Annotated in this window: 19 protein-coding genes and 1 tRNA gene; 6 read left to right on the forward strand and 14 right to left on the reverse strand. The window is 55.6% G+C overall.

Going from position 1 to position 22,433, the window contains the following annotated elements; translation table 11 throughout:
• Positions 1–429: 429 nt before the first annotated feature.
• Positions 430–891 carry a hypothetical protein gene (locus C453_RS17080; RefSeq protein ID WP_049907841.1) on the reverse strand — a complete coding sequence of 154 codons (462 nt, stop codon included), beginning with the start codon at positions 889–891 and terminating at the stop codon, positions 430–432.
• Between the two features lie 682 nt (positions 892–1,573).
• On the opposite strand from C453_RS17080, the gene C453_RS17085 reads away from it, so the two are divergent.
• Entirely contained in the window at positions 1,574–3,079 is a 1,506-nt protein-coding gene (locus tag C453_RS17085) for a hypothetical protein (protein ID WP_152418091.1), read from the forward strand.
• A gap of 315 nt (positions 3,080–3,394) precedes the next feature.
• Here C453_RS17085 and C453_RS17090 read toward each other — a convergent pair whose 3' ends face one another.
• The 7 genes from C453_RS17090 to C453_RS17125 all read right to left on the reverse strand — a co-directional run bounded on the left by C453_RS17090 (position 3,395) and on the right by C453_RS17125 (position 12,014).
• Positions 3,395–5,131 (reverse strand): DUF262 domain-containing protein, encoded by a 1,737-nt coding sequence (locus tag C453_RS17090; protein WP_152418092.1) that lies wholly within the window; start codon positions 5,129–5,131, stop codon positions 3,395–3,397.
• 474 nt (positions 5,132–5,605) lie between these two features.
• Positions 5,606–5,956 (reverse strand): hypothetical protein, encoded by a 351-nt coding sequence (locus C453_RS17095; protein ID WP_008326456.1) that lies wholly within the window; start codon positions 5,954–5,956, stop codon positions 5,606–5,608.
• A gap of 547 nt (positions 5,957–6,503) precedes the next feature.
• On the reverse strand, positions 6,504–7,496 hold the full coding sequence (locus C453_RS19680) for a restriction endonuclease (RefSeq protein WP_008326458.1): 993 nt from the start codon (positions 7,494–7,496) through the stop codon (positions 6,504–6,506).
• A 700-nt stretch (positions 7,497–8,196) separates the two neighbouring features.
• On the reverse strand, positions 8,197–8,814 hold the full coding sequence (locus C453_RS17110) for a hypothetical protein (protein WP_008326460.1): 618 nt from the start codon (positions 8,812–8,814) through the stop codon (positions 8,197–8,199).
• Between the two features lie 113 nt (positions 8,815–8,927).
• Positions 8,928–9,413: a hypothetical protein gene (locus C453_RS17115; protein ID WP_008326461.1), complete on the reverse strand. Its 486-nt coding sequence runs from the start codon at positions 9,411–9,413 to the stop codon at positions 8,928–8,930.
• A gap of 333 nt (positions 9,414–9,746) precedes the next feature.
• Positions 9,747–10,748, reverse strand: a complete 1,002-nt coding sequence (locus tag C453_RS17120; protein ID WP_008326462.1) for a hypothetical protein — start codon at positions 10,746–10,748, stop codon at positions 9,747–9,749.
• 693 nt (positions 10,749–11,441) lie between these two features.
• Positions 11,442–12,014 (reverse strand): metal-dependent hydrolase, encoded by a 573-nt coding sequence (locus C453_RS17125; protein ID WP_008326463.1) that lies wholly within the window; start codon positions 12,012–12,014, stop codon positions 11,442–11,444.
• 308 nt (positions 12,015–12,322) lie between these two features.
• Between C453_RS17125 and C453_RS21145 the strand changes: the two genes are divergently transcribed.
• On the forward strand, positions 12,323–12,487 hold the full coding sequence (locus tag C453_RS21145; protein ID WP_449404894.1) for a DUF7344 domain-containing protein: 165 nt from the start codon (positions 12,323–12,325) through the stop codon (positions 12,485–12,487).
• A gap of 375 nt (positions 12,488–12,862) precedes the next feature.
• Here the strand turns inward: C453_RS21145 and C453_RS17130 are convergent.
• Positions 12,863–12,935: transfer RNA gene (locus tag C453_RS17130), tRNA-Pro, on the reverse strand.
• A 75-nt stretch (positions 12,936–13,010) separates the two neighbouring features.
• The gene (gene trmY, locus C453_RS17135) at positions 13,011–13,607 is read right to left on the reverse strand and encodes a tRNA (pseudouridine(54)-N(1))-methyltransferase TrmY (RefSeq protein ID WP_008326464.1); all 597 of its coding nucleotides are present in this window, start codon (positions 13,605–13,607) and stop codon (positions 13,011–13,013) included.
• Between the two features lie 142 nt (positions 13,608–13,749).
• Here trmY and C453_RS17140 point away from each other — a divergent pair, with 142 nt between their 5' ends.
• Positions 13,750–15,633 carry an ABC transporter ATP-binding protein gene (locus tag C453_RS17140; protein ID WP_008326465.1) on the forward strand — a complete coding sequence of 628 codons (1,884 nt, stop codon included), beginning with the start codon at positions 13,750–13,752 and terminating at the stop codon, positions 15,631–15,633.
• Positions 15,634–15,727: 94 nt separating this feature from the next.
• Here the strand turns inward: C453_RS17140 and C453_RS17145 are convergent, their stop codons facing one another.
• From C453_RS17145 to C453_RS17160, 4 genes are all read right to left on the reverse strand, one after another.
• Complete coding sequence (locus tag C453_RS17145) at positions 15,728–16,720, reverse strand: DUF4350 domain-containing protein (RefSeq protein WP_008326466.1); 993 nt, start codon at positions 16,718–16,720, stop codon at positions 15,728–15,730.
• Complete coding sequence (locus tag C453_RS17150; RefSeq protein ID WP_008326467.1) at positions 16,707–17,603, reverse strand: S49 family peptidase; 897 nt, start codon at positions 17,601–17,603, stop codon at positions 16,707–16,709. The genes C453_RS17145 and C453_RS17150 overlap by 14 nt, the downstream gene beginning before the upstream one ends.
• A 143-nt stretch (positions 17,604–17,746) precedes the next feature.
• On the reverse strand, positions 17,747–18,523 hold the full coding sequence (locus C453_RS17155) for an ABC transporter permease (RefSeq protein WP_008326468.1): 777 nt from the start codon (positions 18,521–18,523) through the stop codon (positions 17,747–17,749).
• Entirely contained in the window at positions 18,520–19,473 is a 954-nt protein-coding gene (locus C453_RS17160) for an ABC transporter ATP-binding protein (RefSeq protein ID WP_008326469.1), read from the reverse strand. The genes C453_RS17155 and C453_RS17160 overlap by 4 nt, the downstream gene beginning before the upstream one ends.
• Positions 19,474–19,815: 342 nt before the next feature.
• Here C453_RS17160 and C453_RS17165 point away from each other — a divergent pair, with 342 nt between their 5' ends.
• From C453_RS17165 to aceB, 3 genes are read left to right on the forward strand one after another with little or no spacing between them, the layout of a single operon-like run.
• Entirely contained in the window at positions 19,816–20,061 is a 246-nt protein-coding gene (locus C453_RS17165) for a hypothetical protein (RefSeq protein WP_008326471.1), read from the forward strand.
• Positions 20,062–20,073: 12 nt separating this feature from the next.
• Complete coding sequence (aceA, locus tag C453_RS17170) at positions 20,074–21,111, forward strand: isocitrate lyase (RefSeq protein ID WP_008326474.1); 1,038 nt, start codon at positions 20,074–20,076, stop codon at positions 21,109–21,111.
• Positions 21,104–22,405: a malate synthase AceB gene (gene aceB / locus C453_RS17175; protein ID WP_008326475.1), complete on the forward strand. Its 1,302-nt coding sequence runs from the start codon at positions 21,104–21,106 to the stop codon at positions 22,403–22,405. Before aceA ends, aceB begins: the two co-directional genes overlap by 8 nt.
• Positions 22,406–22,433 lie beyond the last annotated feature (28 nt).

Below are 22,433 nucleotides of genomic sequence, written 5' to 3' on the forward strand. Positions count from 1 at the left end.
TTTGAGCCCATATCTCACTATGACCGGGATGACCGAGAAAGAAGCTCGTGAAATTATGGAAGAGTCCATCGAAATGGGTGATACCGGGGCTGTCACGACGGTTGACGGGGTGTGCAGTCGTTGTGGTACAGATGCAGCGTGGTGCGACCCAGAGACTGACGAACTGTTCTGCTCGGATCATGCAACGGAGCAATTCACCGGTCGACATGGCTGACATCGGCCCCTGGCAAGTGTCGATAGTGATGATTGGGGTGTCGATGATACTGTTCGGAACATCAGGACTGATTGGTTTCGTGACTCCTTCCTCTCGCGTCGGTGCTGCTTTGCTGGTTGCGGCGGTTATTCTTGCGTTCGTATTGGGGCGAGCGTCCGCCAATCTCTGGTAATTCCCGAAGCGGAAGACCGCCTCTCATCGGAGTGGTAAGACAGTCAGTTCTCGTCGTCCGGCGTACGCGGCTCCCGGTCTGGAGGCAACTCAACGCCCTCCAATTCTTCCTCCTTGTCATAGCCTCCGTAGCGCTCAGAGTCAGGGCGGCACCGATACGCCTTTGGTAAAATCACTTCGTCGGGGCTGACAAGCGGTTCGAACACCACACCATCCGATTTCAGACGCGCGTAATCGCCACCGACAGCAATCACGCCCAGTTCGATTAGCCATTCCAACGTGCGCTCAGGAATTGATTCCACCGGCACATCCTCCTCTGCTAACTGCTGAATGAGATTGACATCCGCGATCGTCATATGGTCGATTTGTTCGACTCGAAGCGTCAGGATATCGGGGTCTCCGTCTTTGATGCCGTCCACAACGTCTTCCTTCCCAGCCATATCTCGACGTTTCGTAGCGTCGATGCCTTCTTGGAGTTCGTTGTGGGGATTGTCCCTGTTGGTCATGCCTATGGATAGGGTTTTATCGCACAAGACTTCCACGGGCACGAAAAACAGAGACAGTCGTCGCGCTCGCCGAGGTCTGCAAGGCTACGCCTCGTTGGGGGTTGCTTCACATGGTTCTATAGGGGAGACGAATCCTACAGCCGATTTAGCCGGCTAGTACTCGCCGTTCACCGGTGGTCGTTGCACGCACCTCGTTTCGCCACTGCCAGAGAAACACCGTGGTCGAAATGTGGACTCCGTTCTCGAAATGGAACCGTACACCTCGCTTCATCATTGAACAGGACACAGCCCCAATTCATACGCACACATCACAGTCACGTGTGACTCCATCAAGTCACAGTCTCGGTTCACTGCCACACCTCACACTTCCAGATCACAGTCTCACGTCACTGGCCAACGTCGCGCGCGATACCACTACGCGACCGCCACCGCTGCTGGGCGAGATAGTCTCGGTGGATTCACACCACCAATAATTCACAACGCTATCTGGTGGACTCTAATATTGTACAATTCTTCCTAGGTCATCTTCGAATCTCTCTTCTCGGTTCGGTTACCGGGAACGACGACTGTTCAGGTGATTCTAATCCCGTGAGCCCAAATCACCACTAAACCACTATTGGAATTCCAGATCCATTGACCGCCCCACCGGAACAAATACTAGTATCGACGATTGCCTTCCTGTATGGCTGAATTATTCGTTTTTACTATACTTGCTGCGGTTGTGACATTCTACTCTGTCCTGCCAAGTCACCGTCAGTTGCGAATCCAATTTGCCTTCCCTTCATCAATGAAGTGGGTATTCGGAGCAAGTGGCGTTGGGATCATATTGCTCTACATTGTTGATCTTTACTTAGAAACAGCATCTCCCGCATTCTCTTGGTACTGTGATTCTTTCTGCCTCCCGGCAAGATTTTGGGTTGGTGGCACTCAAGTTGCAATCGTAACGACACTTTCAGTATACACTGCTACAATATTTTTGCGGAAGTCAGTTCCCGTTCACAACGATAGTGCGCTTGAAACTCGAATTCGCAATCTTTTCGCAACTCAGCAGTTCAATACACTTTCTTCGTTGTTAGAGGACAACTACACACAACTCCTATCGAAAGAGACCGAATCTCGGCCCTTGCATAGTCGTGAGGCGGCAAAAGAAGTGCTGACTGCGAAGAATTTCATGGAACACCACAGTGAGCTGAATCCTTCTCTGACAACTCAGATAATTATAGATTCTAACTCCACGCTAAACCGGGAAGTGTTTGCTCGTGAATACCTGAAAGCCCTTCACAAAGACCCGATGAGTCTTCTCTATCACGAGGTTGAAGGGATAGATGGGAGGCATGGAAACCGAAAGATTCCGGACTCAAGTCAGTTGTTGTACTCTCTCTTTGATGACGTCAATATCGCTGTTGAATTGCAGATTTGGAATCCAATTCGCGAGAGTACCAAATCGTTCCTCCGTACTCAGGCTGAACGACTGAATGATGAGTACATTGGCCGTCCGGAAGATTTCTCACTTAACGGGCCAGACCAACCGTCGCATGATCCAATCCTTGTCGGTATCGAACTCTTCGATTTATTCGCATCTCAGGCTCTCCGGCAAGGAACTTCACGTCACATTTTCCTGCATTTTCTGGCGGAGGTTGTTGAAGAGATTTGTTCAAATTTCCAACTTGGGACATCTGCTGACCCGACGGAGGAGTTTCCAAATGCATATGGCTACTTGTTGAAGCACACAATCGCTGTCTATCGAGGTCTAGTCACTTTACCTGCCCAACCTAATCCAGGAATCCAGATGGGAATCAGGCGGGTGAATACCGAGCACGAACAGGACGTATTGAAGAACGGAGTGTGGAGTTTTGTGCGTGCTCAGAAAGCGATTCTGCTCACAGACACGATCCCGGATCAATTCAAAAACGACGTAGTGAGGAACCTTGTCTTAGCGTATATTGAATTAGGGAAAACACCCCACAGGGATAGTCAGATGTATTTTGCAACTCTACATAAGCATATCCTCAGTGACGGTATGAATGGTAGCGCACCGAGTGATGAGTATATGGAATTCCTCCAAGAACTAAACACACAAATCCGTCGCTTAGACCAAGGGAGGTTTGCTCTATCCCCAGATGCAGAACTTTATCGACGCCTCTCTGCCGATATTGAGTCAGTACTCAGGACGAATCAACATCCGTAAGTCGATTTGGAGGCCAGAACCCCGGGAGTTTGAAGATTTCGTCGATTCGGTGTTGAGGAGTGCTCAAAGGTATGGGCATCGGCAAGAGCTGCAAATTAGGAAATCTGGCTTGTTGAGACAGTAATCACTTTGAAAGCACACCTCAGCTTAACAACCACCAGCATCGTCTTCGACGAAGCCGGGGTCAGAACTGCATCCACAACCACAGTTCGCAGTCTTAGGTCACCAATCTCGAGGTACCGCCTATCTCGGTTAGTAAAGGGCAGCAACGTCCTCTAAAAAGAGAATTTGCTCCGACCTACACGACGGAGGGCATCAAATGTCGAAGTTCCAGATGTTGGGGCAGGCGTTCGCTAGTGTCTCCGTTCGCTTGTCAATCTCGCTGGCGCCCCATTCATCATGCTCGCACACAACCTTCGTCATTTCGTAGTCCGAAGACGCGTACTCCTTCTTTTTTTGGTCAAATGGATTGTCCTGCGCACGGGCGTTCACGCGCTCATCAAGAATAGTGAGGTTACCAATCTTGTCCGAGTATTCCTCGAATTCTTCCGGTGACATATTTAGATAAGCCGGCCACGTGCTGTACTTTTTCGCCGAGAATGCCTTCCGCGGTGCGATGTGTTCGATGTCGATTGTGCTGGGGTCGACTCGCTTGTTTCCAGACGAGTAGTACTCGTTTTCCATCCGAGTGAGGATGTACCTGGTTCGGGCGTTCCGGGTGAAGCTCTCAGTGCGGATGGCTAGCCGCACCTCGGGGTCATCGGGAGCAATGGAAGATAGACGCTCCCGAAGTCGTTCGATTGGTTCGGGGTCGTTGAAGATTGTGGAGCAGAGAGTGGCGTGGATCTCGTCCACGTCCGTCCCAGTTTGTTGCCCGGTCATCCGCCAGCGGAACACGAACGATTCAAGAATCTTCAACGCCCGCATCAGGCGGTTGGGGTTGTCAATCTCGGTGAACAAGCGGAGAAGGAGTGTCCGTTCCTGCGTGATACCGAGCGTGTTCAGGTTCTCGAGCTTCTGGTTGATGGCACGGTTACCCTTTTGGCCGAAAAGGTCGGTGTCAGCCTGAACGATGTCAACGTATAGGGACGCCTTCTCCTTCATATCGGCTACATAGTCTTCGACGGTGGTGTTGGATGCCGGAATCTCCTTGTCGAGAACCTCGCAAAAGCGGTCGTATAGCTTGTAACTGGAAATTGGGTCGGTTACGTCTGGTTCTTCAGTTGACATAATGTAGTGCCTGAAGAATCGTCCATGTTTCGTCAATTCTGGTTTGATGATCTTGATTATGTCTTCCCAGTCCCTCCGCACCAGTTCGTAGTTGATCTTCTGACGTGGTGCCTCGTGGGCAGTTTTGAACAGGTAGTTCTTCATGAGGTCGACCGCACTCAGTTCCAGTCCCCGGTTGTTCAGGGTCTCAAAGAGCTTGAACGCAGATCCCTCACTGTCGCACTCGATGGTGACCAGGGTCATCGAGTTCACGAGCCGCTTCCGAATCTCGTTCACCTCTTCAACTCCTTTGGTGGCGATCTTCTCGTGGAAAAACTCTGCCGACTCAACGAGTTGGCTGTCATCGTTCGCCGGTAATCGCCCGTTCAGCAGCTGCGTGTACTCCTCATCGTCGAACGTACTCATCGTGAGATTCGGCTGCTCGACGAAGTCCTCGTCCTCCTCCCACAGGTAGTTGCGGTCGATTCCCTCGGCTGGGTCTGATTCGGTATCGAGTTTGTCAGCATCTTTCCGCAATCTCTGTCGGATAATGCAGAGGAGCACAGAAATCGTCGCCAGTCGCTGTTGCCCGTCCACGATTTGGAGAACCGCGAGTTCGTCGAGGCCCTTGTCCTCCTTCACGACGACGATAGAACCGAGGAAGTGAGTCTCTACTTCACCCTCGTTCACCGACATCAGGTCGTTCCAGAAAGCCTCTAACTGGTCTTCCTGCCAAGCATATGCACGCTGGTATTCAGGGACTTGAAATCGGTGCTTGTCACGGGAAAGAACAGAACTTACTGTATCCTCAATGGCGGTGATGTTCAGACCTTTAGATGACATTATATTGCTACCAACATAGACCAACATAGAAAAGATTACTCAAGAGTACGACGTTTTCAGCTCGGGTTTTAATGTTTCGGACAATCAGAAAGACGGATTTCGGGCCGAGACTGGCCATCAAACCGAGTCGACAACCTTGAGCCGAATAGTTAGCCTTCCTGGCTTCGCTTGTTTGTGCATACCCCGTTTATTGGGTGGAACAAACCTCAATAGAACCCGATCCCCGAGATTACAAGTGATAGTGTCGCTCCCACTTTGTGCTAGCCGGATAGCCCGATCTGCCAGTAGGCAATGCTGTGTACTCCGTCGTGTTTTTGTCCCGTCGGAAAACGCTCTCCATACCGTTTTCTGGCTAACTTCGGAGAGGAGAGTTATGAGAATAGGGATAGTGCTCGTGATTAATCTGTTTCGGGGGGGAGAGCGTTGATAGCTGTGTGGCGCTGGGTTTGGTCGCAGTTTTGGTTTTTAGGTCGTTTAGAAGCTTGAACTGTGAATTTTGATTCGAAGAACGACTGCTCCAAGAGCTGCACCGGCATAGATAATCCAGTCAGTGAGCCCAATGAAGTCCGTCTGAGAGAGCATCGGGAGTGCCAAGAAAACGCCGATGACGAACCCTGCGAGATAGCCAAAAGACCAGTATCTTGACGCATCAACGGTCATTACGATGCTGACAATCGAGACAACGATAATGCCAGAAAACAGTCCTCGAGGAAGCAAACCAGCCTCGACGAGACGGGGGACAACTTCTCCGATGAAAACTGCTACAACCAGTGCCCCGACGACCATTGAGATACCCCGGTCGTACCCGTGTTCGATTCCAGGCATATGTCAGACGAAGAAACAGGGGTGAATAAGTGTGTTTCCTGTAGTACCTGTGAAGACCCGACCGCTACGCTGACCCCTCACGGACGCACATTCATTACCAGAAAACAATCCAGTTCTCAAGTACACTAACAGCTACTCATCATCGCCAGGGTAAACAATCGGTTCGATCACGACGACTTCGTGCTTGGAAGAAACCATGCCACTCTCGACCTGGCCACGTCAAGCTCAGTCAACCACTCCAACTTCCTCTCTGAGATTTCACTAGCCGGGATGTTTTCCCGGTTCAGTCGCTCAATCAACAACAATTCGTCCTCCCCGATGTGATCAATCTGACTCCGTCGCAACACCAGCACATCAGTCCATCCGCGCGGTTCAACGCAGATGAAAATTCATCTATCGTCATTAACGGCAGTGTACACCTTCTAACGACAATAACAACCGGGTCGAGCCTGCGACGTAACAGGCTTGCAAGTAATCCCTGGATGCTCAATCTTCGAAAGAGGCAATGACTGACCTCGAACCACCCTTTTGATGACCGGCTAGCAACTCAGTTCAAACAAATTTGATCAATTGGTAGGCTTTCTGGGAGAGAATTGAGCTTCTCTCGAATCGATTCGTCCATGTGTATTGTGATTCTTTCTTTACCGTCACTCTGGTTGTCATCTCCATGGGAGTGGAGTAGTTTGGTTGTGTACTCTATCTTCTCCGGATCAAACCATGTTTTATAGATAACAACTATTCTTGATTTGGAATTTGGTTTGATATCGTGGTTCTTGCCATTATTCCACGGTGTATATTGACCAGACCGACTTGACCAAGAATTATCTTGATGATTATCATAAGAAAACCCATCTGATGCGGTTACTGCCAAGTGATTATATCCAAAGAAATTCCACTCGTAATCTGTTTTGTTCCGGACATACATGCAGATTACAGTGTATTTCCTCTCTTCATGTATATTTTCATCACGGTCTTCAAACTCAATATATCGATTATCGAATCCAACCACCTCTATTTCCAAGCAGTCACCTTCACCAACGACAAAACTTTGTTCAGATTCTTTAGTATCTGGACTATCAGGCGATCGCTTTTGTTTTGGTGTTTGTACGCTGTCTCCCTCAGCATATGATTCCACGAGGTCAACGAGGCCCTCTCTTAGAACCAAGTTAGCCAAGGTATTGCCACCAATACATTTTATTTCCTCTTCCTCTGCGATCTCCCGTGCTTGTTTGGTAAATCCTCCTGTGCTAATCACTAATACTGTATCAACGCCATCTTTCCCACTAAGGCGTCCATACTTCTGCATTTCTGGCCCTGAAAGGGTAGAACCAGCACCATATCTTTTGGCTTGTATTAGAATAGTTTCCTCGTATGGAAAATCACGAGTAGCAACAATGTCAATTCCTTTGTCACCAACAGATGCTGTAACTTCCGTATTGTACCCTATGTATTCCCAGATGTCAGATATGAGCTGTTCAAAAGAATCAGGATCGATCAACCGAACCGTGGAGAGGACACTTTCGGGATCTATATTTTCCATGAATAATCCATCCAAGTATCTACAGATAGGGATTATGTTTTCAATAATATCTTGACACAGTTTCCTCAGGAAGTCTGTAATAAGTCACATGTCTTGAGTCGTAGTTGGCATAGATGTGGTGACCATTTGCCCTTGTAGCACGGTCTAATTCGGTTGTAATGCCCACATATCGCACCGGTGCTGATGCTAACCCCCACTCACAACGAGGCTAGACGATTGTCGTTGCTTTCCGGGCTAGCCGGCCAACCTGCGGTCGCCTGCGCGACGAGATTACGTTGTTGCGGGCGAGACGCCCGAGACACACCTTCTATATATACAATTCAGCAACCACGTCAGATGAGTCAAGCTAGTCATCACAACACCGCATCACAGTCACACATCACAATCACTTGAACTGCCGCAAACAGCACCCAGAGACGCCTAGTCCGCGGATTTATTGGTTCCCTCCGACTCTATAGAGTAGGTGAAGATGACTGGCAACACCCACAAGAGCGACGATGATACCGAAGAAGTAGCAGCCAATATCATCGAAGAGTCTGCTGAGATGGGTGACCGAGGTGCAGAGTCCCCACCAGAAGGTCAGACATGTGCCCGCTGCGAACGAGACGCAGTCCCCGGGCCAGGTGACGAGTGGTTCTGCGAGGAACACCAAAGAGAGTATTTCGAGGAACGACACAGCTAATCAACTCACTCTCAGTAACTACCGCCACGGATTCTTCATAAAGCTCCACCTGTGCTCCGACACGTCCGTCCCTGGGTGTGGATACTCACGATACTGCTCTAACGTCTCCGGGATTTTACCCAACGTGTCAGGGTTGCGATGGCGAACGCTGATCGCATGGCCCACATCAATTGGTTCCCTTCCCTGCCAGTCGTGTCTCTGTTTATAAGTGGAGAACAGTTCATTGACGACATCCCAATTCAGAGACTCTTCATCGAAGTGTTGTGGGCCGAGCCACGCGACGGAATAGTCCGCTGAGACGTAGTCATAGGTCACCTTCCGGAGATCCTTGTCCTTATTCCGGTACTGGACTTCGATGACGAGTCCCGTTCCAAAGTAGCGGTTCCTCGAATCGAACTCGAGAAGAACATCAGCTGTCCGACGGTTAGGCCCATCAGGGGTAAACGCCACTTCCACGTCTTCTTCGACACCACATCGGCAGGCTATCGACCCAAATTTCTCCTTCAGCGCTGCTAGCGCGAGTGCTTTACAACGGTGGTGAACATCAGACTCTCCAGCGTACTCACAGCCACCAACGATATCAACGTTCTCGTGGTAGAAGTGACGAGCGACGTTCTCTCCTTCGCGTGGATACATTGCTCCACCACACTCGGGACAACGCACAGCTTGACCATCCTCTACGACGGTCGGCGCAACAACCTCTCTATCTAAGATTGCACGAAATGGCATTTCCCACCAGTTATCCTATCCTACATCAGGTGTGACCGCAACAACTCTTCCGGCGATCCATCACTGACCATCTGCTCAACATCCTCTCGAACCCAACCAACCATCTTCGGATCAGTCTTCGATTGCATCAACTGCTCCGCGCCAATATTTCGCTCAGACGTGAATCCACCCATACTGACGAAATAGCACACCTTGCACGAAGCAGTCGCCATCGAGACCTTATCGTGAAACACGCTAATATCATCAGTACCAGTCGGCTTCCCACGCCACTTGTTCTCCAACAGTGTTGCGTCACCTACCAGTCTATGTAGCCACTGCGGAGCGTCTAAACACGCAACAAAAACATCAATTTCTCCTGTTGCGACCTCACGACCAATCACCACATCCACACCGGGCAACTGATTGAACAGTAACCCAACGAAGTAGTCGAAGTACCGACCTCTAGTTGCACTATCGTCGATTGACTCCAGCTCGTCGAACTTCGTCTGGAAATACTCTGGACTCAAGCTCTTCGCGGAATCTACGAAGGTCTCGAACTCCAGCTTGAGGTCAGAAAAAAATCGACGTCCTCCACGAACTCATACACAACCGACCAGTTCGTCTTCTCGCTCGGATTGAACTCCTCGCCACAAAAGCAGTGCATCGGCTCACTCGGTACGTCGCTACGCGAAGAATACGTCCCATGTTCTTGGTGGCAGTACGGGCACCGAACCTTCAGCTTCGCCTCAACCACACCTTCATCGCTAAGCTCACTAAGAAACACAAGTACTTGTGACTCATCGACCCCGGAACGCTTCGCTAGAGCCGACCGAGTGAATCGGGATTTCTCGGTCTTAAGTTCACTCAGGGACGTTTTCAAATCCCTGAAGTTTTTGTTGGGGATATCCTCCACTTTGTCTGAGAACATCATCGATGAGCTCCTCGATCTCGTTGAGTCGTCCTTCTCGTTCGTAGCTTCTGAACCAAATTTTGCTTTGGGGCCGATTCAGGTATAGCGCGAAGTCGCCGTCATTGAGCTTGACGTAACCTTTCGATATCTCGCCGCCCTCTTCATTAAGCTCCTGCTGCACTTGGCCGTCCTCAAGCAAATTCATGTACTCCCCAGTTTCATCTTTCTTCGAGGTGTACCGAACTGAGCTTGCTGTTCGACCGTTGCCTTCACTCACAATGACGTTTAGATTAACGTACTTCTCTATCTGATCGCTGAACTCGTCGACGAACGCTTGGTCGAAGCTTGGCTTGTAGAACACATCCTCGTTGTGGTAGTCTATCCCGACTGAAGACGCGATCTTCCTGCAAATTCTTCGAGCCAACGGAACCTCGGCAGTTCGTACATGCACCAGGTCGGTGTTTTTGTTGATGACAGCCACACACTCGTCCGGTTTCAGGTCACGTTGTGGTTTGCCTGTTGATGGATCGACTGTCTTCATCGATACATACCGGCCTAGAATGACGTACAACCGGTCATCGAATTCCTCGGAATCAACAAAGAACGGTTCGCCTTTCTGGTCTTGAACCTCCTCCGCTCGAGGGAACTCTCGGACGACGCTAGACGGTATGTTGTCGAATTCGTCGGAGATTCCCGTGAGAACAAAGAAGTTCAGGCTCTGTTTCCCTCCGAACCGGAATTGTTTCCGGAAGTCAGTGAAGTCATCCTCGTCGAGGACTTTAGCCACGTGTTCCTCAAGGTCGATGTCTCCGTTGGGTAGGTTTCTGTTGTGGTTTGTGAGGAAGGATCTGAGTGCCGTGTCTGCTATTTCTCGGTCTCGAATCCACTGCGTCCGTTTCTGGACGGTCTCCAGGGACATTGGTATGGTTTCGCTACTCTCTCCAGCACCCATTTTCTCATCCGTTGGGTGACACGACAGATAAAAGCACTCCCTCAAACGATCCAGATCCACACTTTCAAACCGAATGGCTCTGTTGAAACCCTCTGACCTTGACAGAACTGGTGTGACACAGACAGAGGGTGTGTGCAGCAATTTGGCGTCCTGAATATTACTCAAATATCCGCATTTGATACGGTCGCACGGACGCCGACATATGCCCCCAAGATGAGTCCGACGATTCCCCACACAAAGCCGGGGCCGACTGGAAATCCTGCCTCTCCTAGCAAGACCCAGAATAATCCACCGACGAAGAGTCCAAATAGGCTAAAAGCAATTGTGAGTGCGTCACGAGAGTCTATTGACATAATCCAGACTACAACCTTATCAGATTAAATTGTTCGCTGAATTTTCACTTATCGTTCCGACGTATCAGTTTGACCGACTTGCGCTCTCTATTCAGCACGACCGTTGAAACTTATCCAAGTGGTGTCAGAAAACACGTTTTGAACGTAGAGAGGGCGTTCGGCACGGTTACTGGGATTCTGCGGTTTTCATAGTGATGTCGGCTGAACGAAAGCGATTCACGAGTTGTGACCTTCGGAAATCGTGTCTGCCCGGTGCGACCGCACAGCTTCTAATTGAACAGAAGGCACACAGCACTACCATTTCCCAAACTTGTCCGATAACCCGCTTGCCCGACCCACGCTACATCCTGTCAACGACTTTGATATGCACCGCTGGCCCGGCGACCGATGCGACAACAATCACGGCAGCAATCACTCTCGGCAAATCCAGATACAGATGCCCTGCACCAGCAGCAACAATTCCTAGTACAGCCCAGAAATACACACTATGCAGAAGCCCCCGATGCGTCGACAATTCATCCAGCCCATACCCAGCAGACTTCGCCAGACCGACTGCACCCACAACTAGGACACCACACCCAATCACTACCGGTGGTACATCTCCCAACCCGACGAGCGCTAAAACTTGCTCACCGACTGATACTGCAATACTCGGATCAGTATACACCATGTATAGTGCGCCTGCCGGCAGCGAACCAACCAGTACATACCCGAGATACCGACGTGGAATCGAGGACGAAACGTCAATATCCGGCGCGATACCGAGCACCACGACCAACCCGAACATCACGGCACTCCCGACGCTAACCATCTGCACCGAATACTCACGCGAATACAAAACGTATCCAGCAATTCCCGCAAGCACAACCCCGGCTAGAATCGCGGCACGAAGATGCTCTGAGTAATCACCCATATCTCCGCCTGTTTTCATTGACGCGTTGAGAACTTTTGGGTCACCATACCTCTCGCGCTAGCCGGTCAGCCTGCGGTCGCCCATGGTGCTATTCGGATGCTGCGGGCGACACGCCCCAGACACACCCAAACAATGCAAGTTCGGAATCTCACCAGTTGGTTCAAAGCGGCCATCACATCTTCGGATCACACTCACAAATCACAGTCACACGTCACAGAAATCGATCACAGTGACGCAATGGACATCCTATCGTCCGAACGCAGAAGATGGGCGATTGAAAACTTGGCTGTCACCCACCAGACGCCACCGTGACCGTATCTACCATCGCCGAGGAAGTTGCTGCACGCGAGAACAACTGCACAGTAGCAGAATTAACTTCGACGCAACGTAAAAGAGTCTACATCTCGCTGGAGCAGAACCATCTCGTCACGATGGATGGCATCATCGACTATAACGACGACAAAAAACGGTGACTCCCACGGAAACTCCATCCCGACTATGGCGCGCGTACAGTACCTTCCGGCGCAGCCTGAACGGCTAGAGCGACCTCCTTTACCTGACTGCCATGGAAACGAGGCGAGGGCGTCTACTCATTAGAACACCCACCAGTGAGCCAATTTAATCAGATAGTTGATGTTGGATGTGACAGTGCGTTCGTGAAGATGGCTGGTACGAGGTTTTATCTAGGTTCGCAAGCGACAGCCGTTCGGCTCCAGAAGATTCGCATGACAGTGGGAACCCGTGGTTGCGACACAGTTCAAATCAACCCCCAGCGTAGCGCAACTGCTCTACCGAACCAGTCGCTGTCTGGCGATTACGTCCGAATGCAAAATGGGGGTAGCAACAAATGGGCCGGCTCAGATTCGAACTGAGGTTACGGCCACCCGAAGGCCGAAGGATACCAAGCTACCCCACCGGCCCGCATTCTGACGCAAGCCACGGTCGGCTTTAACAGTTGTGATTAGCTACAACTGACAGACCGTGTAGCACACCGATTCAGTACTGCGAATAGCCCGCCGTATCGAGGTAATTGTGCGCCACCGTAATCGAGTGGTCGGCGTGCAGCACCTCGGGTCCGAGTCGAACCCGCTCGTCCGACGCCTCGGCCAACAACTCGGCTTCCGCCTCGGTGAAATCGTTGTGGTCCGAGAGCACGAACAGCGGATTCTCGGGGGGTTCCACGTCCACGACCGGGTCGCCATCTTCGTGCAACTCCACCACGGTCGCGTCGCGCGCGGCGTCCTCCAGCGTGGTCTCGAAGCCCATCCGACGAATCGAGACGCCCGGCGACGACTCCGCGGGCATGTGGCCGATGGCCTCGTCGCGTTTCTCCAGCGCCTTGCGAATCAGGGCGGCCGTCGAGCGCTCGTCGGGGTTGAGCCGCCGCAACTCGGAGCCCTCGAAGCGGACGGTGTACTCGTCGCCGAGGACGAGGTGAACGCGCACGTCTTCGCGAATCGCGTGCGAGAGGAAGAACGCGGAGTTGACACAGCGACAGAGCACGTCGAGGCGGCCCGCACCGCCCGCGATGTCGTCGAGCGAGAACTCGGGTGTCGTCGGGGCGTCGTGGCCGAGGAGGATAAATTGGCGCATAGACGGAGTCGGCCCGAGAGCGTCTTAGGGTTGTTCACTCGGTGCTGGGGGCGAGGTGGTCGGTCGGGTGAACCCACCGCGCACGTCATATCTACTGGACGCTAACCTCCGGTAAGTGAGCCACCAATCTGGACGTGACCCGATGGTCCGTCTGTTCAGCGAATACGGTCGTGAGAACCTCCCGTGGTTCGTCGCCGGGCTGGTAGCGAGCGTCTTCGGTCGGCTCGTCGGCGTCGTTCCGGCACTGGTGTTGGGCGTCGCCATCGACGCCGTGTTCTTCCAGAACGCACCGTACCGACTCCCGCTCGTTCCAGCAGGGTGGATTCCATCGACTATCGCCGGGCAGTTCTGGCTGAGCTTCTGGCTCGTCATTGGGGCGTTCGCCGCCGGTGTCGGCCTCTCGTGGGTGCAAGGACTCGGCCTCGCAGTGTATTCGAACCGCGTCCAGCACGCCGTTCGCGTCGATACCTACGACGCACTCCAGCGACTCGATATGGCCTTTTTCGACGACAAGCAGACCGGCGAACTCCTGTCGATTCTCAACAGCGACGTGCGCAACCTCCGGACGTTCCTCGACAGCACGCTCTCTGGTGGCCTGCAACTCGTGGTCGCCGTCGTCGGTATCGCGGGCGTGCTGTTCTATCTCAACGCCCAACTCGCGGTGGTGACGCTCGTGGCTGTCCCCCTCTTGGCGGTCTTCACCGTCTGGTTCATGCAGACGATTCGGCCGATGTACCGGTCGCTCCGCGAGAGCGTCGGCGCGCTCAACACCCGCATCGAGAACAACGTCGCCGGAATCGAGGTCATCAAAGCCTCGACCACCGAGGCCTACGAGACCGACCGCGTCGCCGAGGCGTCGATGGACTACTACGAGCGCGCCCTCGCCGTGGTCAGACTCGACTACCTCTACCAGCCGTCGATGGAACTCCTCGCAGGCGTGGCGTTCGCGGCGACCTTCGCAATCGGCGGTATCTGGCTCATCTTCGGCCCGCCAGGGCCCTTTACCGGCGACCTGCTGGTCGGTGAGTTCGTCACGTTCCTGTTTATGACCCAGCGCTTCATCGACCCCCTCTCGGGTGCGGGCCGCATCGTCAACGCCTACGAGAACGCCCGTGCGTCAGGTGAACGCATCTTCGACCTCGCCGACCGAGAGGTAGTCGTCGCCGACGACCCCGACACCGCGGCTCTCGGCCACGTTGAGGGCCGAATCGAATTCGACCGCGTCTCGTTCGCCTACGCCCACGGCCGCGAGGTGCTCGAAGACGTGTCGTTCACGGCCGCACCCGGCGAAACGGTCGCACTCGTCGGCCCCACCGGTGCGGGAAAGTCGACCGCCGCGAAACTCCTCTTGCGGTTGTACGAGGTGACAGACGGCGCGGTCCGAGTCGATGGACGAGACGTTCGAACCGTCCCCATACAGGACCTCAGGTCGGCACTGGGCTACGTCAGTCAAGACGTCTACCTCTTCGACGGAACGGTTCGCGAGAACCTCGTGTACGGCACGTTCGACGCCACGAGCGAGTCCGAGATGGTCGCGGCCGCGACAGCGGCCGAAGCCCACGAGTTCGTCTCGCGGCTTCCGAACGGCTACGACACCCGAATCGGCGAGCGCGGCGTGAAACTCTCGGGCGGCCAGCGTCAGCGACTCTCTATCGCCCGTGCGATGCTTCAAGACCCGCGGGTTCTCGTCCTCGACGAGGCGACGAGCGCCGTCGATACCGAGACGGAACTGCTCATACAGCGCGCACTCGACCGATTGACGGCAGGTCGAACCACGCTCGTCATCGCCCACCGTCTCTCGACGGTTCGACACGCAGACCGCATCGTCGTCCTCGACGAGGGACGAGTCGCCGAATCCGGCACGCACGACGAACTGGTCGCACGAGGTGGCCTGTACGCGACGCTCTGGGGTGTCCAATCGGGTGACGTGGAGGCGATTCCACCCGAGGCGCTCGACCGTCTCGTCGACCGTCTCAAGGCGAGCGACGGATTCGACACGGCGACAACTGACGGCGGCAACGAGTGAGGTATCGTACCTACGTCGCAGCGTCCGGCCTGAGCGTCCGCTCTGCGGTCGGGAAAATGAAAAATGATGGCTGCGCGTGTTTCAGAGAGCGAGCTTACGCGGGAGCGCGCGGCGGACCGGAGTTCTGGCCGGTCGAGACCGGTGCCGGAGCGCCCTCGGTCTTGTCACCAGTGACGAGGAAGTCGGCGAGGTTGCCGATGAGAACCTCGTTGTCGGCCTCGTAGGCCGATTGGGTGGACATGAAGTCGGAGTCACCGATGGCGACGACGTTGTCACCCTGCACGGCGACGGTGAACGGCCCCGACTGACGCGAGGTCTCGATTTTCGTCTGGGCGCCCGTGGCGAGGACCGCCGAACCGGCGTCAGACGAGAGGGAGACCGGTGCAGCGTCGCGGAAGACGACCTTGTCGACGCCGTCCGTCAGCGAGCTGTTGCTCTGCGGCGTGGCGTAGACGTTCTGGTGGTTCAGATAGTAGTCGTGCATGTTGTACAGCGACGACGACCCGAACGTGATACCGTAGTCCGAGGTCAGTCCAGCATCACCGCCGGACTCACCTCGCGGCATGGGTGCGAAGAGGCCGAAGAGGCTCATGCCTTCTGCGGACTGCGGGTCACCGATGAGGGCGACGCGGCCGCCGGCGTCTTCGAACTTCCGAAGCGCGTCGAGCTGCTTGGTCTCGTAGGTCCGTTCGGGGTTGACAACCACGAACGCGTCGGCCTTGCGGAGCGTGGAGTTGAAGTTCTGCCGCGCGTCGTCGCGGGTCAGATACTTCACGTTGTGTCCGTTGGCAACGAGTGCATCGACGAGGGGCTGGATGCCCTTCTCGCTCACGTCGTTTTCGTGCGCGACGTCGATGACGACCGTCTTGGACTCGGTGTTCGAGTCCATCGTCACCGTCCCGGAGTCGGGAGCGGGTGTGACGACGAGTTCGCTCGCGTCGTACTGCTGTTTCGCAATGTTAGTCGTATTCTGCTCTTCGCTACTCGTGAACGCCTGTGCGTACGGCACGATGGCCGCGCCGACCACGATGAGGGCGACGACAACCACGAAGACGGCCACACCGCCGAGGAGGTTACGCTGAGACATTTCCAATCACCTCATCTTCGTACTGAACCTGACCGTACACCATCAGGAACTCCGACGTTCGAACGCCGTCGTATCCGACGGGACTCTTCTCGACCACAACGGTCGCGTTACCGTTCCGTTCACTGAACAGGAAGATGCCGAAGCGGTTTGCTGGCTCCTTCTCGACGACTTCGTAGTTGTCGAGACCAGCTTCGTTGGCCGCGTGGTCGATGGCCTTCTGCAGCGTGCCGATGTCGTCGACGTACCCGTTCTGGGACGCGCGAGCACCAGTGTAGACCTTCGCGTAGGCGACTTCCTGGCGGGACATCGTGAGCTCGTCACTGCGGTGTTTCATCACACTGCCGACGAAGCCTCGCTTGAGGGTCTCGATTTGAGCCTCACGCTGGTCCATCGTCGTCGATGCCTTGTCTGGGCCGGTTCGAATCTCGTTTCCGCCAGATGGCATTGGTTTCGACCCGCGGACACCGACGCTCCCGACCATGGACGATGGGGTCGCGTAGATGTGCTCAGACGGCAACATGGTGTAGTACGCACCGGACGCGCCCATTCCTTGGACGCTGGAGACGACCGGCATCTCCTTTGCAGTCCGGTTCACCGCGAGGTACATCCGCTCAGAGGCGGATGCTGAGCCACCAGGACTGTCGACCTTTAGGACGACAGCCTTGATGGATTCGTTCTCTCGCACTTCTTCGAGATCCTCTTCCAGCTGGTCAGCTGTGTTAGAGGAGATGTACCCATCGACCGAGATGACCGCAACCCTGTCGGGTTCGGGGGCAACCGCATCGGAAACGATGGGGGCGAGGAATGCTCCAACTAGGACGGCCGCGACGAGAGCGAGGACGTATACCGTCTTTCTCGTCGCGTTGGAGGATTTGGATACCATACAGCGACCCAAACTACCAAACCGACTGTCAAAATACTTGTCATTTGTAAAGGCAAAATTGTAGAAATAAACTGGTTACTCGTGGTCTGCGAGTGGTAGGGTACCAAAGGCCCCAGTGGAGGTTAGTCAGTGGGAGCGAGCGATTAGTCGGTGAGGCCGTACCCACGCCGGAACAGAGCGACGTTCACCGCGACGACGACGAACGTGAGTGCCGAGAGGACACCCAAAGAGAGGTTCGGGTCCACTTCGGTGACGCCGAGGAAGCCGTAGCGGACGCCGTTGACCATGTAAATCATGGGATTGAGGAGCGACGCCTGTCGGAAAGCTTCGGGAATCTCGTTGAGCGAGTAGAAGACGCCGCCGAAGAAAACCAACGGCCGGAGGATGAACTGGTTCATCATCGTCAGGTCGTCGAAGTCGTCCGCCCAGAGACCGCCGATGACGCCGAGACCCGCGAACAAGAGCGTGATGACGAGCATGAAGGCGACCAGATAGAACGGTTGGGCCACCCCGACGGACGTGAAGAACACGCCGATGAGTGCGACGAGCACGCCGACGAGAATCCCGCGGGTCGCACTGGAGAGGACGTACGCACCGACCATCGAGGTATACGACAGCGGCGACGTGAGTGCCTCTTCGATATAGCGGTTCCAGCGGCCGTGGAAGATGGAGAAGGAGGCGTTCTCGAAGGCGTTCGAGACGGCTCCGAGGACGATGAGACCGGGCAGGATAAACAGGATGTACGGAACGCCCGCAATCTGGTCGATGCGCTCGCCGAGGATGACGCCGAACACCGAGAAGTACAGCACGTTGGTGATAAACGGTGGGACGAACGTGTTTCGGGGTCGGCGGACGAACCGGAGGACTTCGCGCCGAAGGAGGGCATAAAAGCCGGTCACGTCGAGACTCGTGAGGCTCACTGTTCGACCTCCATCGTCGCGCGGCCTTCGTCCTGTCTCGTCATCTCGACGAACACCTCTTCGAGCGACGTGCGAGAGATTTCGAGGTCGACGATTTCGTGGGCGTCGCGGTCGAGGGCCTGCACCACGTCGGGAGCCACGAGGCCGCCCTGTTGGGCCGTCACGACGAGACGCGACCCATCGAGTTCGACGGCATCGACCCGGTCGTCGTCGGCCGCAAAGTCGGGAACCGCTGTCGGCGGGTCACGGAGTTGAACCACGATGTCGTCGGTGCCGCGGTCCATCAGTTCGTCGGGACTGGCGACTTCGAGGACGCGCCCCGAATCGAGGATGGCGACCTCGTCACAGAGGCGCTCTGCCTCCTCGATGTAGTGGGTCGTGAGCAGGATGGTCGTCCCGCGGTCGTTGAGGTCCGTAATCGTCTCCCAGAGTTCGTGGCGGAGTTGGACGTCCACCCCGGCGGTCGGTTCGTCGAGGATGAGCAAGTCGGGGTCGGTGATGAGCGCTCGCGCGAGCATGAACCGCCGCTTCATCCCGCCGGAGAGCCAGTCGAATCGCGTGTCTCGCTTGTCGTGGATGCCGACGCGCTTGAGGACCTCGTCGGCCCGCTCTTTGGCGTCAGCCTGTGAGATGCCGTGATAGCCAGCTTTGTGTTCGAGAACCTCCCGAATCGGGAAGAAGCGGTCGACGTTGAACTCCTGTGGCGCGAGGCCGATACAGTCGCGTGCCTCGCGGTAGTCGGCTTCGACGTCGTGGCCGAACACGCGTGCCTCGCCGCCCGACTTTCGGACGAGGCCAACGAGGATGTTGATGAACGTCGTCTTTCCTGCACCGTTCGGTCCCAACAAGCCGAAAAACGAGCCCTCGGGAACGTCGAGGTCGACGCCGTCGAGCGCCCTGACATCCCCGTAGGATTTCGTCAAGTCGCGTATCTCTATCGCCGATTTCATTCGTTGCTGGGGAGTCTGGTGTGGACCCGATTAAGCAGTGTGGACGCGGAACCTGTGGCCCACTGTTGCAGTCCCATATACACTCGGAGCGTGGGCCACCGTCGCCCCAGAATTATCTAGTGTGTCATGAAGTACCAAATTAAGGCCTAAAATTCGACTGCACAGAATAAAGTCATTAACGAATATTATCATTATAAATCATTAACTTTTAGTATTACTCCCGACTCCCACCAAGCGAGGCAACGAACAATGGCAGTATCCGTACGCTCCGCAGCATCTCACCGCAGTTCGACCACCCAGAGAATCGCCCGCTACCGACCGCCGACACCACCGACGTAACCGATGACGAACCCACGAAACACGACCCGAACCGACACGACGACCCGCCAGACGACTACTACTCGCACGCCCCGTCCCTCGCGGCGCTACCCCAACAACGAGGAGAACATGGACGCGCCGCTCGTCCCCTTCATCCAAGAACCGGGTGAGGAAGACGAGATGACGGATATCCGGCGCGAACTCGCCGCCCTCCGTACTCAACTGAACCGTATCGAGCGAGCGATGCAGAACCCGACCGACACGCAGTAATCCCCTCACCCAATGAATCCGACAGAACTCGACGACGACGTCTTCGCACAGGATGTTGACAACCAGAAAGGCCGCGAACTCCGCGAGATGCTCAACACGCAGGACTTCGTGTTCGCGCCCGGCATGTACCACGCCCTCGACGCGCGACTGGCCGAGATGACCGGCCACGACGCCGCGTACATGTCCGGTTACTCGACTGTCCTCGGGCAGTTCGGCTTCCCGGACCTGGAGATGGTCACGATGACCGAGATGGTCGAAAATGCCAAGCGCATGGTCGAAGCGACGAACCTCCCGGTCATCGCCGACTGTGACACCGGCTACGGCGGCATCCACAACGTCCGACGCGCCGTCCGCGAGTACGAGAAAGCCGGTGTCGCCGCCATCCACATCGAAGACCAGACGACGCCCAAGCGCTGCGGTCACATCGCGGGCAAGCAAATCGTCTCCCGCGAGAAGGCTCGCGCCCGCTTCGAGGCCGCTGTCGACGCGAAGCAGAGCGACGACACGGTCATCATCGCCCGGACGGACGCCTACGGCTCCGCCAACGGTGACTGGGAAGAACACCTCGAACGCGGTCGCATCTACGCCGACGCCGGTGTCGACCTCGTCTGGCCAGAGATGCCGAACCCATCGCGCGAAGACGCGGTCAACTACGCCGAGACCATCCACGAGACGCATCCGGACCTGAAACTCGCGTTCAACTACTCGTCGTCGTTCGCGTGGTCCGAAGAGGAAGACCCGCTTACGTTCCAGGAACTGGGCGACCTCGGCTACAAGTACATCTTCATCACGCTGTTCGGCCTGCACTCCGGCGCGCACGCCGTCTACGAGGACTTCAAGAAGCTCGCCGAACAGGACGAAGAAGGCCAGTTCGACCTCGAACAGCGCTATCTCGGCCACCCGACCGAGAGCCACCACGAACTCTCGTTCGTCTCGCGCTATCAGGACATCGAGACGGAGTTCGACCCCGAGGCGCGCCGCCGCATCGAATCCTCGGAGGGATTCAGCGAGGAACAAGCCGACCCCATCACCACGAACGACGATGACTGAACGACGACACGACCGTGAATTCGTGCGGACGTTCTTCACCTCGCCCACGGCGGTCGAAGGCGAGGAGGACTCCGCCAAGATGCTCCGCCGAGCGGCCCAACTCCGCGGGATGCAGGCCCCCGACGTGTGGGTGCCGGACAACGAAGACGCCACCGCGCCCTCGATGCGCGACGAAGGCGTCGAAAATATCGTCGAGGTCGTCTCCGAACACGGTGCCGACTTCCCCGGCGAGATTCACCCGCGCATGGTCTGGCACCGCGACAGCCCGACCACTCGCTATCAGGGCTTCCAGCACATGCTCGACGTCGCCGACCCCGAACGGGGCGCAATCGAGCACATCGACGGCTTCGTCATCCCCGAAGTCGGCGATATCGACGACTGGAAGAAGGCCGACGAGTTCTTCACCATCGTCGAAAACGAGCACGGCCTCGAAGAAGGGAGCCTCAAAATGTCCGTCATCATCGAGAGCGGACAGGCAGAACTCGCCATGGGCACCCTCCGCGAGGAGATGGGGAAGCCGACGAACAACCTCGAACGCCTGTTCCTCCTCGTCGACGGCGAAGTCGACTACACGAAGGACATGCGCGCTATCACGCCGACGGGCGCACTCCCCGAGTGGCCCGAACTCCGGCACAACACCTCGCGCGGTGCGAGCGCCGCTGGCCTCATCGCAGTGGACGGCCCGTACGACGACATCCGCGACATCGAGGGCTACCACGAGCGCATGCAGGACAATCAGGCGAAGGGGATGCTCGGTATCTGGTCGCTGACGCCCGGACAGGTCGTCGAGGCGAACCAGTCGCCGTTGCCGCCGAAGACCGGCAGTTGGCTCCTCGACACCGGCGACGGTGAAGTCGAACTCGACTCCGAGGATGGCGTGGAAGTGTACGAGGGCGACCGCGTGTCGCTCTCGGAGACCACCGACGGCTACGAACTCACCGTCGGCGGGTCCACGCAGGTGCTCGACAGCGACGAGTTACACGAGGAACTGCTGAACATGACCGCCTACATTCCGAGCATGGACGACATCGTCGACTCCATGGAGGAGTTCGAGGCGGCCAAAGAGGCCGGTCGCGGCGCAATCGCCATGGAGCGGTCGACAACGCTCCGCATCGGCGACACGGAAGTCGACATCGCCACCGACCGCATGTGGGACGAAGCGACCTACCAGGCCGCGATGACGCCTATCAGCCTGTTCCAAGACGTGTACGAGAACCGGCCGGACCAACACGAGGAACTGGTCGAGATGTACAGCGAGGGCGTCGTCGAGCGCGCCATGGAGGTCGGTCTCTAACTCCTCGCATCCCGGCACGTGGTCGGTA

The organism is Haloferax elongans ATCC BAA-1513 (assembly GCF_000336755.1).
Lineage (GTDB): Archaea > Halobacteriota > Halobacteria > Halobacteriales > Haloferacaceae > Haloferax > Haloferax elongans.